Origin of the sequence: Alteromonas sp. Mac1, assembly GCF_001562125.1 — a bacterium.
GTDB classification, from domain to species: Bacteria; Pseudomonadota; Gammaproteobacteria; order Enterobacterales; family Alteromonadaceae; genus Alteromonas; species Alteromonas stellipolaris.
On the sequence record NZ_CP013932.1, the window covers coordinates 1,766,620 to 1,779,085 of the forward strand.

Sequence of the window (12,466 nt, forward strand, 5' to 3'; positions counted from 1 at the left end):
CCGATGACGCCTGCTATTACCCTATTAAAGAAAAAGCGTATTGCCCATACTATTTTAAAATACCATCACGATAGCAATGCGCCCTCTTATGGATTAGAAGCAGCCGATAAACTAAACCTTAACCCTAGTTCGGTTTTTAAAACGCTAGTGGTAAGTGATGAAACCAATAAATTGGCGGTAGCGTTAGTGCCAGTAAACACCACGCTAAGCGAAAAAAAGCTGGCAAAGGTATTGGGCGTTAAAAAAATTACCATGGCACCTAGCGATACTGTGGTTGCTAGTACTGGCTATTTATTGGGAGGGGTAAGCCCATTAGGGCAGAAAAAGCGCCTAGCAACCGTGTTGCATGAAAGCGCGTTAGCACACGAGGTTATTTACGTAAGTGCAGGTAAACGGGGTTTAGAGCTAGAAATAACACCACAACACATTCTTAACTTAACGCAAGCTAAGGCAGCAGAGATTGCGGCCAGCTAACAAAGTCAGGCTTTAGCTTTCTTATAGCGCTTTTTTGGTTTCCGCTATGCCTTTTTTTTTGCTTATTTAGGCTGGTCGATACTTAGCGACAGCGAATCACCTTCAGCACGTGCTAACCAGCGTTGCTTCGCTTCATTCAATGCCGCTTCACTTGGGGGTGTTGTACCTGATAGGGCTGACGCCATTTGAATAATGATGGCGTCACGCTTTTCAAGCAAGGCTTCAGTGCGATCGAATAAATCATACGCTTCAGGGTATTCTTCTTTTAAATTCCCCATGTCTTTAAGCGCATAGTAACGCGCCTCAAACGCTTCATTAAATAGCTGTCGTTTAGCGTTAAACACCACGTAATCGTGGGCCTGCTGCGAGCCTAAGTATTCAATATGAGTTTGCGCTAAATAACCAGCTTCAGCCACCACTTGTGCTTGTTCCATCCACGTATTAATGGCTTCTTCGTCGCCATTTCTAACGGCCTCTTTAACACCCGCTTGTAAATCACTAGCGTGAAGAATTTCCATTAAGGTGATAACAGGAACTTGCGCTGATGCTTGATCGCGCTGATTAGTATCTTCCGCTAAATAAACAAACCAACCTGCAACAGCAAAAACAATACACATAAAAACGGCAGCAATAATGAGAAGCGCTTTAACCACACTTTCCTCCAGACATAGTGAAAAGAAACGCAGCAACAAGGTTACTGGTTTTTAAAAAGGCAATACAAAAAAGAGCGAGTTGCCCCGCTCTTTCATAAGTATTGTAACGACCGGTAGATTACTGGTCGATAGGTGAAGAGTTTTCTACGCGACTCTTCAATTTCTGACCCGGGCGGAAAGTTACCACCCGACGCGCTTTAATTGGAATGTCTTCACCGGTTTTAGGGTTCCGGCCCGGACGTTCATTTTTATCACGCAAGTCGAAGTTGCCAAAACCTGACAGTTTTACTTGCTCACCAGCTTCTAAAGCGCCTTTTATCTCTTCGAAAAAAAGCTCTACCAGATCTTTAGCATCACGTTTATTAATGCCCAACTTTTCGAATAGGTGTTCAGCCATCTCGGCTTTGGTCAATGCCATAGTTTACTCTCTTAACGCGGCCTCAAACTCAGATTCCAGACCTTTAACCACAGTATCTACAGCCTGCTGAATTTCAGCTTCTTCCAAGGTTTTTTCCGGATCTTGTAAGTGAAGTGACAATGCAAGGCTCTTGTAACCAGGTTCAATTCCCTTGCCTTTGTACACGTCAAACAAGTTTAAGCCAACTAGTTGATTTACGCCAATTTCTTCTATGTAAGAAAGAATATTTCCTACACTCACTTCATCTTTCACCGTAATAGCGATATCACGGCGGTTCGATGGGAAGCGCGATACAGGCGCGGCAGACGGTAATTTGCGTGCGATAACAGCTTCAACTTCAAGCTCGAACACAAACACTCGACCATTAACACCCAATAACTTTGTAAACTGAGGGTGTATAGCACCAATATAGCCAACTTCTTCATCATTAAGCAAAATTTTTGCAGTCATACCCGGATGCAACGCACTATGCTGGGCACTTACAAAACTAAACTCACCGGTTTTACCGGTTAGCGCTAGTAAAGCCTCTACATCTGCTTTTGCATCGAAGAAATCAACTGGGTTGTCGCCTAAATCCCAGTGCTCTTCGTTACGACGCCCTGCTACTACACCACCAATAACCTGCTGTTGCAATACACCATTAGACGTATCTTGTTGAGGAATAAAGCGTAATCCTGTTTCAAAAAGACGTACTCTGCCCTGTTGACGCTTTTGGTTGTAAGCAGTAGCCCCCAATAAACCAGGCCACAAGCTAACACGCATCACAGACATGTCTGATGAAATAGGATGCGGCAATACCATGCTCTTCGCATCAGGAAATAGCGCGTTTTGTATTTTAGGGTCGACAAACGAGTATGTTATCGCTTCATTATAGCCACGGCTTAATAATAACGACTTCATTGTGTTAATCGGCAACACCGCTTCTTGTGAAGGCAACATAGATAACGCAGCAGTTGGCGCAACATGTGGAATGTTGTTATAGCCATACACACGTGCTACTTCTTCTATCAAGTCTTCTTCAATAGCAATGTCGAAACGATAACTTGGCGCCTTCGCTTCCCAACCTTCATTGGTTTGGACAACGTTTAAGCCAAGACGTTCAAGAATTTCAAGCACTTGAGCGTCGTCTATGGTTATACCTAACACACGTGCTAAACGATCACGTCGTAGTAAAACACTGGCTTGTTTAGGCAGTTTGTCTTCTTCACACGCTTCAACAACCGGGCCTGCTTCACCACCGCATATCTCTAGAATAAGGGCAGTAGCACGCTCCATGGCGTTACGCTGAAGTTGTGAATCTACGCCACGCTCATAACGGTGCGACGCATCGGTATGTAAACCATACTGACGTGCGCGGCCCATAATGGCATCGCGGCTGAAAAAGGCACTTTCTAGCAAGATATCTTTGGTTTCTGCATTTACACCTGAATGTAAACCACCAAAAATACCCGCCATAGCAAGGGCTTTGTTGTCGTCAGCAATCACTAACGTATCGTCGTTAAGCTTAGCTTCTGTTTCATCAAGCAAGGTAAGGGTTTCACCCTTATTTGCCATACGCACGTTTACACTGCCTTCAATTGAAGCAAGGTTAAACGCGTGCATTGGCTGGCCAAGCTCTAACAAAATAAAGTTAGTAACATCAACAATAGGGTCGATGCTGCGAATACCACAGCGGCGAAGCTTTTCGCTTAACCATAACGGCGTAGCAGCAGTTACTTTCACATTACGCAGCACTCGGCCTACATAACGTGGGCACGCTTCAGGAGCGCTCAAGTTAATTGCAATGCTGTCGTCAATGGTAGCAGCCACAGGGCTAATGGCCGGTTCGCACACATCTAAGTTGTTCAACACACCCACTTCGCGGGCAATGCCACGAATACCCAAGCAGTCTGCTCGGTTCGGGGTTAAATCAACTTCAATAGAGGTATCGTCTAGGTCTAGGTAATCACGAATATTAGTGCCTACTGGGGCATCGGCTGGCAATTCAATAATACCATCGTGATCGTCGCTAATACCTAGCTCGGAAAAACTGCACAACATGCCCATAGAAGGCTCGCCGCGCAATTTCGCTTTTTTAATTTTAAAGTTACCCGGTAGCACCGCGCCTACAACAGCAACAGCAACTTTGATACCTTCACGGCAGTTAGGCGCTCCACAAACAATATCGCGAAGCTCGCCATCACCTACGTTTACTTTGGTAACACGTAATTTATCGGCATTCGGGTGCTGGCCACATTCAACCACTTCCCCAACCAATACGCCGCTGAATTCACCGGCAACAGGTTCAACACCATCAACTTCAAGGCCAGCCATGCTTAACTGTTCAGACAGTTCGTTAGCCGACAAAGCAGGGTTAACCCATTCTCTTAACCACTTTTCACTGAATTTCATGCTTACTCTCTGCCTTAGTTGAACTGTTTAAGGAAACGAAGATCGTTTTCAAAAAACGAACGCAAATCATTCACGCCGTAGCGCAACATGGTTAAACGCTCTACGCCCATACCAAAGGCAAAGCCAGTGTATTCTTCAGGGTCGATATTTACCGCTTTAAGCACATTAGGATGTACCATGCCGCAGCCTAGTACTTCTAACCACTGGCCGTTTTTACCCATAACATCTACTTCGGCAGATGGCTCGGTAAACGGGAAGTAAGACGGACGAAAACGCACTTCAAGCGACTCTTCAAAAAAGTGATTCAAAAAATCGTGCAAAATACCTTTAAGATCGGTAAAGCTTACGTTTTTGTCTACCATCAAACCTTCAACCTGATGGAACATAGGCGTATGGGTTTGGTCGTAATCGTTACGATAAACACGCCCAGGCGAGATGATACGCAGCGGCGGCTTTTCAGCTTCCATAGTACGAATTTGCACGCCCGAGGTTTGGGTACGCAGCATCATGTCTGGATTGAAATAGAAGGTGTCGTGGTCGGCACGGGCTGGGTGATTAGCCGGAATATTCAAAGCGTCGAAGTTATGAAAACCGTCTTCAATTTCAGGGCCGGTTTTAACTGCAAAACCAAGCTCTCCGAAGAAAGATTCAATACGCGCGATGGTGCGGCTAACCGGATGCAAGTTGCCCGGCGCTTCAGTGCGGCCCGGTAACGAAACATCAATGGCTTCTTCAGCAAGCTTCTTGTTTAGCTCTTCACTGCGCAGGGCTTCACCTTTCGCAGAAATAGCTTGCTGAATTTGCTGTTTGGCCACGTTAATTTTTTGACCAGCCGCTGGGCGTTCTTCGTTAGATAACTTGCCAAGCCCTTTAAGTAAGTCGGTAAGTTTACCTTTCTTACCCATGAATTCGACCCTAACTTGGTCTAGAGTGGCTGCATCTTGTGCAGCGTCAATCAGTTCTTTTGCCTGATTGATAATAGCGTCAAGCTCCATGTTTTCCTCAATTGACATGATGACTGGATAACCACGGTGCACTATGCATTGCTTTATAACATAGCCCTGTAAAAGGCTAACTATAGTGCGTGAATTTGTGGCTTGCCTGAATAAAGGCGACAGTTTACACGACTGATAGACATAACCGCTACCCTATATGGCTGATATTGGCAGATTTTTGTACCAAGCTAGGATAAAAGTTGTTGAATGAGGGGCCTGCTTAGGTGGCAAACAAGACTTTAGGTAGTTTTTAAATTGGTTAAATAAACAATAGAACAAATTTCAAACTGGGCTTATTATAAATTCTGCAGTTATCAAAAACCCTTCATTTTGCGTAAAAAGGAACTTTTATGCTTATTAAGATAGCAGCTGTACTCCTATTATTTATTTCCTACAACGCGCATTCTGCGTTCATGCAATTTAACTTCTCAAGTTTTTTCTTTCTCGAAGAGAAATTAAGGCATTTTCCGTGTTAAGATTTTCGGTTAGCGAGAGCTAGCTATATTAACTAATCCCGTGGGTGAGAAATTGGATTTTAGAAAAGATATTAATGGTTTGAGAGCGATCGCAGTTGTTGCGGTTGTTCTATTTCACTTTAACGATTCATGGATGCCCGGCGGTTTCGCAGGTGTCGATGTATTTTTCGTTATATCTGGTTTCTTGATGACAGGTATAATTTTTAAGAAACTAGAAAAACAAAACTTTTCATTACTTCAGTTTTATTTAGCTAGGGCAAATAGAATTATACCCGCCTTAGCTTTGCTGTGCTTTGTATTAATTCTTTTTGGCTGGTTTTGCCTACTACCCTACGAGTACGAAAAACTAGGTAAGCATGTAGCGGGTAGCATCGGTTTTATTTCCAACATCCTCTATTGGAGAGAATCGGGCTACTTCGATGCCGCTTCGCACGAAAAGTGGTTGCTTCACACATGGTCTTTATCTGTAGAGTGGCAATTTTATATTATTTACCCTGTTTTACTATTAACGCTCAGTAAATTTATAAGCTTAACCAACATAAAAAGAAGTTTATTATTATTAACCTTATTAGGTTTCGTTATATGTGTTGCTATCACTTATATCTCTCCCCGCGCTTCCTACTTCCTTTTACTTACACGAGCCTGGGAAATGATGTTTGGTGGGTTAGCCTTCCTATATCCAATTGCTTTAAATAAGAATCAAAGCAAAATATTGGAAATTTTCGGCATTGTTTTAGTAATGTGCGCCTATATCTTATTCTCTGAGCAAACACCTTGGCCCGGATATTATGCTTTAGTACCAGTAATAGGCACATACTTTGTTCTTCTATCTCAACGAAGCAATAGCATACTTACAAGCAATGTAATTTCTCAAAAGCTAGGAGCTTGGTCTTACTCAATTTATCTATGGCATTGGCCATTAGTTGTGGCTATTTATTATTTTTCACTAAGCGATAGGTTCGTGTATATTGGCTTGATCTTATCTGCAATATTAGGTTTCTTAAGCCATAAATACGTTGAACAGATAAACTTCACTCGCAATTTTAGTACTATTTTTTCTTACTTTAGGGCTAAGCCGCTCTGGATGGCGATAATTTTAAGCTTATTGGGCTCTGTTATATTTTATCAAGAAGGCTTCTTACATTTGGCGCCTGAAGATTATAGGTATGCATCAGCAAATGCCAAACCGAGTCCCTACCGTGATAAATGCCACATACATGAATATCAGTCACCAGAAACCGCATGTGAATACTTTAATACACAAAATGTCGAATGGGCGACTTTAGCTGACAGTCATTCTACAGAAATCGCGTATGCACTAGCTAAACGTTTGCAGAAAGAAAGCATTGGGCTTAAGCACTTTAGTTTTTCGGGTTGTGTACCATCTTACACCGAAGAAGAAGATTTCAGTCCCTGTGCAAAATGGTACAACGAGACAGTAGAATACATTTTAAACGACGCTAAAATACAGAATGTTGTTGTAGTACACAGGTACACTAGCCAACTTGTAGGCGGCGATAATCTGAGCTACCCAGAGAAAAGTAATACTAAAATAACTGACAACACATTAAGGCTAACAAACAATATTGATTCTTTAATTCAGACTCTTGCTGCTAACAAAATTAATGTTTATGTTTTTTATCCTATTCCAGAGTTACCACAGAATATAAACAAGCTCTTAGGACACAACTATCGTAACAACCTATCTTTCCAGACTATTTCAGGGACGACTAGAGATTGGTTTGAAACAAGAAATGAGTACATTAATAAACACTTTAATAACGCTAAATACCCTGCAAATGTAAAACTAATAAAACCTCATGAAGTGTTCTGTGACGCAGCAACGTGCTTCGCAGTTAAAGATGGTACACCTATGTATTTTGATGACGACCACCCATCAGTATTGGCCGCAGAAGAGTTGGTGAGGCTTATATTCAATCAAAGTAGCTATTCTATTGAGTAATTACCATTAGAATTTACTTATATTGTAAACACTATGAGAATTGTATTCTCCTTATATCGTTAAAGTGAATTATTTTTATAATTAGTCTTCTGATATAGACCAATTTTCATCCAAAGCTTATTATGGTTCTTCAGTTACCAATTTACTTCAATTTGTGTAAAAAGGAACTTTCATGCTTACCAAGATATTCGCTATATTTTTCTATTCATCTCTTACAACGCGCATTCTGCGTTCATGCAATTTAACTTCACTGGCTTTGTTTCCAGTGTAGAAAACAACGCTAATTCTGAGTTTGACGAAGCCAGTTTACTTAACCAGCCAATAAGCGGTTCGTTCACATTAGATTTATCAAGAGAAGTACGGGGCAGAATGATGTAGGCTTACCTGTACTGACTTCACAATTAAACCTGAATAGCAAAACATACAACCTTGCCAATCAAGGTATTTACAACGCCTTTGAAGATGATTATTTCCCTGAAGAATTTATTAAAATGTACAACGGTCCCGACTACAACGGCGGCCCAATTGGCAACGGTGAATCTTTCGGCGATTTTGCGAGAATCTCAGAAACAATCTCGGCAGACGAAACCATTTTAACTTACAACTTAAGCATTTATTTCTTTGACTTAATTAATGACTTTTTGGTGTTTAGTGAAGAAACCGAACTATTCGATAAGCAGCCCGACTTCTCGCAGCCCTTTTCGTGGACTGACGTAGACTTTACTGATGATAACCAGAAAGGTAGCGGCACCCTTCGCGTAAGAGAGAGTTTTTACCCTGCCACTGGCGGCTTCGAGCGTAATATTGATTCCACACTAAGTTTTACATTGGCCAGTGTTAATGCAGTTAGGGTGAGTTCGCCGAGTACATGGGTGATGATGATCATTTTTTTTGGATTATTTATAAGAAAACTATTAGTTTTTAGATAAATACAAGTCTGCTGCTTTCGCTAGAGTAAACTTTCGAGTTTCATAAGGGATTTTAATGACAACAAAGTGACTCTCTTATGGCTGGTAAACACCATTTATCGAAGGGCGCTGCTTTTTGGAAGTTTTTCAACTTACTAATTTAAACGAGGTGTTTGCCTCATCTAGTGACATTTCTTCATGATTGAAGATTTCCGTATTAGGTCAAATTATTATTCCTACGCTTAATCAATTACTCACCTATTGAGTGTAGTCAGAACTGAATAGAAATGAAAAATATCAAAATAGTTATATAAAAATGCAATTAGTAAGTTTTTTGTTCCGACTAATAGCTTGTGTAGTTTAAATCGTATTACTAGACTATAAGTCTCTTCCGTAAAAATACGCTTTTCAAGCCTAAACACCCGTATTTTATCTTTTCTGAATCAGCTAAAGGATTTTCGCATGAAATCCCACACTATGTTTTATAGTCAGTTTTTCTCTGTTTTTATTATTGCATTAATGATGACACTTGCGTCCTGTTCAGTGTCAAAGCGCCCCAAACAAGATAGCTCGGTTACCAATCAGCTAGGTGATGCAATTCAAACACATCTCGTTGCAAGTAAAGCCAGTAGTGAACTCGAAATAACTACTGCGCTCTCAAGAATGAAGGTATCGAAGTCGTCTAAAGTAATTATCTCAAAACATAAAGACAATATCATTCACTTGTATTCAACAGACACACTACTGCTAATTAAAAAAAATAAATATCGCGGTAATGAAATTTCCGAAAAACTAGTTAATTTTGATGATACGCCTTCAGCTATTTCAACTCTCATCACGTTGTTTCCAATTGATGCATATAGAATTCTGACTTATGCGGCTGAAAAGAATCTGATCGATAAAAGTAGCCTTTTAGCAATCGCTGTTGAGTACAATATAGACCCTACGATTGTATTAGATGCCTCTGCCACAGGAATGGAAAATAGTGTCACTCCACTTATACACTCAGCGGGAATTGTTATTTATGGGCAAGATGAGGACAACTCAAGCGAAGTAAAATACAGAAAAGTTGGCGATAATAAATGGCTTCCAGCATTAGAGCTTGCATGGGAGCCAATATACGGTGCACTTTCAGGAAGCATTGTACATTTAGAGCCCGATACCCAATATGAGGTTGAAATCGTAGTAACTGATTACCTTGAAACTAAAAATCAGTACTTTTTCGATTTTAAAACGCGCCCTAACTCCCCCCCAATAGATCCAGAGAAAATTTATTACCTTTCTGAAATATACAATGGAGGTCAATTAGATTTAGAAGCACTAAATATATACGGCGATGAAAACGGTTACGCAAAAATTATTGGTGACGGCACGCTTATAGAAGCGGGAGAAGAGTACTTGTCTGCCGTTAACATCGGGTCACAGGCATATGTAATGCTCGAAAATTTAAAAATAAAGGGCGGCCGTAGGTACGGTATTTATGCAAAAAACACACACAACATATGGGTAAATAAGTGCGATATTTCCGGTTTTGGGAGAATTGCAACTTTTTACAAAAATAACATAGGATACGAATCAACTGATAGCAATTCCCCTATAAATTATGATTCAGGAATCTACCTTGAAAAAACGGGGAATTCAGTAGTTGAAAATTGTGAAATCCATAGCCCCATCCCAAAAGCTAATCATTGGGGTTATGGGCATCCCAATGGACCAAATGCATTACAAATACACGCGAACCACCCTCAAAAGGAGTTTCAAGGCCAAATTATCGTTCGTTACAACAGATTTTATGGAACAAACGAACATCGTTTCAACGATATTATCGAAGGGCGGAAGAACGCAGAAAGTACCGGTGGGTTTGTTAGGGATTCAGCGATTCATGACAACTACTTAGCATTCGCTAATGATGATCTCATTGAGATAGATGGGGGGCAGAGAAACGTCACAGTTTACAATAACGAAATGACTGCTGGATATGTAGGGATAAGTATCACACCAAATATGCTAGGGCCAAGCTATATTTTTCACAACTATATACATGATTTGGGTGATGAACGAGGGAAAGAGTGGGCAGCTATAAAAGCTGGGGGCCTTATGTCACTGCCCGGTGGTAAGTCATATATTATAGAAAACTATATTAACACCAATAGAAACGGTATTGCAGCATCAGCAATGAGAGGTGATTCGACATTTTGGTTAGAAGCTAGAAATAATATAATTATAAACAGATTGAAAAATAATAATGTTGGGCTCGGCGTTCTCGATAAAGAAAAGTATAGTGAGTCAAAATTTATTAATAATATAATCTTTAACACTAAGGTAATGCGACCATATTATGAGTTAAACATCGATAAGCTTTCAGAACATCCCGATTCTTATGTGTGGTCGCCATTATGGGATACAGAAACTAAATCGCTAGTCTTGCCAGTACTTCCCGCAAATGTCATTAATAACTTCAGTAGAAGCCAAGACATGAATGTTGAGAGTGAGAACCACAGTCAAAAAGTACTAATTGACGATAGAATGCTAACTCGCTTTCATAACCAAGCTACTAAGGGCACTGTTACTGTATTTGATGGAAATTCGGTTTTAATAACAGGGAACGGTTGGTATAAGGTACCTCTTGAATATAATTTTGACGCGGATGATATAATCAGCTTTGATCTAAGGGTAGAGGGATATTCAGAAGTGGTTGGGATTTCTTTTGAAACAGATAATATCTTAACCCAAAATAAAGTCCTTCAGTTTGCTGGGACTCAATCCATAGGACATGACCTAAGACAAAAGTTGGGCTCAACACTCTCGAAAAGAATCGAACTAAATTTATCTGAATATAACTTAGATTCTTCTAGTTACATTGTGTTCATACTGGATAATGACGACGCCAAATTGAGCAAAGGAAGCAAGGTTTATTTCGAGGATATAAAAATTGTTAAGGGTGGTTCGGAGAAGAAAAAAATTAATGAAACTGTTGGTATTTCTGTAGGCTTAACTTCTGAAATTTGAAGTTATAAGTCAATTATACATACCTCTAGATTTATAAGAAAAAGAGATATCTATATTAAAGCGCTTTAATAAGAAATATTGTTTTATTGAAAATTACTTCGGCTGCCAACCCCGCACCTACCCACTACATATTGGCATAAGAGATTGAAACCTGAAAAAATATAAACGGTGAAGCGCCATTGCCGTTATACTATCTCGTTTTCAATCAAGTTTGGTTACAGGTGTAGATGTTTTTTTTGTAATCTTCGGATACCTTATGAGCAGTATAAATTGCAAAGGAATTTATAAAGATAACTTTTCAATACGAAGTTTATGTATTGCGAGAGTTAACGGAGTTACTATTGCTTTGATTATATCGCAGAGACCACCGGCTCTTATTAATAAAAAACCCGAAAACTCATTAAAGTTTTCGGGTTAGTTTTTTAGTATTTTAACCAATTAGTTAAAGATACGGCGACCACCTGCCAGAAGCACTAGCGACATCGCTAAAATTATTCCAGGAGAAGGTGCATCTACACTTGTGGGTGCAGAAGGCGCGCTTGAGGTAGATAAACAAACATCACCAACAGAACAGATTTCTACGTTACTAAAAGTAGAAACAGTACCAGAAATATTATCTGCATCTAATATGAATACAAAATTGCTGAAAGTACCAGTAAAGAAAGAGCCAACATCAATTGCAAAGTCTACAACTCCATCACCAAATGTGTAAGTGGCGATTTGGTTTTGTCTTGAAGTTTCGCTACCACCAAGTTGAAAAAACGTATTAGGTGTAACGTTGTTTGAGTTGTTAAAACCCAAACCATATACTTCCGCTTCAGCGCCAAACGAATCCAAAGTAAAATAAAGCATAGTGCCTGTCTGGATTTCGAAGGTATCTGTAATGTAAACCCAGAGGTTTCCATCAAGTGTCAATTCTGAACCATCAGTGCTAGCGGTAGCATCACCTGAATGATGCTGATTTACAATGCTAGAAGTTGTGTAACTATTAAAATCAATAAAAGCTGCATTAGCGCTCACAGATAATAAAGTTACAAAAGCTATCATTGCACCCTTGAAAAATTTCATAATTACTTCCTCACTACAAAAAATATCGATTAGGCCTAAGGAAAAGCAAAAAACAAGCCAATAATTCAAGCTCATGATTTATAGAGCTTTATTTACTACCAACTTGGATAA

The 12,466-nt window shown here is 40.1% G+C and carries 10 protein-coding genes; 5 read left to right on the forward strand and 5 right to left on the reverse strand.

Translation table 11 applies throughout. The annotated features are described in order from the left end of the window. The first annotated feature begins 3 nt into the window (after nucleotides 1-3). A complete protein-coding gene (gene ybaK, locus AV939_RS07440; RefSeq protein ID WP_061997450.1) occupies nucleotides 4-474 on the forward strand; it encodes a Cys-tRNA(Pro) deacylase in 471 nt (156 codons plus the stop codon). A gap of 62 nt (nucleotides 475-536) precedes the next feature. On the opposite strand, the gene AV939_RS07445 is transcribed toward ybaK, so the two are convergent. From AV939_RS07445 to pheS, 4 genes are all read right to left on the reverse strand, one after another. Continuing rightward, a complete protein-coding gene (locus tag AV939_RS07445; protein ID WP_057792514.1) occupies nucleotides 537-1,127 on the reverse strand; it encodes a hypothetical protein in 591 nt (196 codons plus the stop codon). A 118-nt stretch (nucleotides 1,128-1,245) separates the two neighbouring features. Beyond that, complete coding sequence (gene ihfA, locus AV939_RS07450; protein WP_013784550.1) at nucleotides 1,246-1,545, reverse strand: integration host factor subunit alpha; 300 nt, start codon at nucleotides 1,543-1,545, stop codon at nucleotides 1,246-1,248. Nucleotides 1,546-1,548: 3 nt separating this feature from the next. Beyond that, nucleotides 1,549-3,936: a phenylalanine--tRNA ligase subunit beta gene (gene pheT / locus AV939_RS07455; protein ID WP_061997451.1), complete on the reverse strand. Its 2,388-nt coding sequence runs from the start codon at nucleotides 3,934-3,936 to the stop codon at nucleotides 1,549-1,551. A gap of 14 nt (nucleotides 3,937-3,950) precedes the next feature. Beyond that, the gene (gene pheS, locus AV939_RS07460; protein WP_057792517.1) at nucleotides 3,951-4,931 is read right to left on the reverse strand and encodes a phenylalanine--tRNA ligase subunit alpha; all 981 of its coding nucleotides are present in this window, start codon (nucleotides 4,929-4,931) and stop codon (nucleotides 3,951-3,953) included. A gap of 528 nt (nucleotides 4,932-5,459) precedes the next feature. Between pheS and AV939_RS07465 the strand changes: the two genes are divergently transcribed. The 4 genes from AV939_RS07465 (at nucleotide 5,460) to AV939_RS07475 (ending at nucleotide 11,287) form a co-directional block, all read left to right on the forward strand. Next, the gene (locus AV939_RS07465) at nucleotides 5,460-7,370 is read left to right on the forward strand and encodes an acyltransferase family protein (RefSeq protein ID WP_082746091.1); all 1,911 of its coding nucleotides are present in this window, start codon (nucleotides 5,460-5,462) and stop codon (nucleotides 7,368-7,370) included. Nucleotides 7,371-7,604: 234 nt separating this feature from the next. Continuing rightward, the gene (locus AV939_RS20180) at nucleotides 7,605-7,748 is read left to right on the forward strand and encodes a hypothetical protein (protein ID WP_156454633.1); all 144 of its coding nucleotides are present in this window, start codon (nucleotides 7,605-7,607) and stop codon (nucleotides 7,746-7,748) included. Nucleotides 7,749-7,861: 113 nt separating this feature from the next. Then, nucleotides 7,862-8,299: a hypothetical protein gene (locus AV939_RS07470; RefSeq protein WP_061997453.1), complete on the forward strand. Its 438-nt coding sequence runs from the start codon at nucleotides 7,862-7,864 to the stop codon at nucleotides 8,297-8,299. A 441-nt stretch (nucleotides 8,300-8,740) separates the two neighbouring features. After that, complete coding sequence (locus AV939_RS07475; protein WP_061997454.1) at nucleotides 8,741-11,287, forward strand: right-handed parallel beta-helix repeat-containing protein; 2,547 nt, start codon at nucleotides 8,741-8,743, stop codon at nucleotides 11,285-11,287. 438 nt (nucleotides 11,288-11,725) lie between these two features. Here the strand turns inward: AV939_RS07475 and AV939_RS07480 are convergent, their stop codons facing one another. Next, a complete protein-coding gene (locus tag AV939_RS07480) occupies nucleotides 11,726-12,355 on the reverse strand; it encodes a hypothetical protein (protein ID WP_061997455.1) in 630 nt (209 codons plus the stop codon). Nucleotides 12,356-12,466 lie beyond the last annotated feature (111 nt).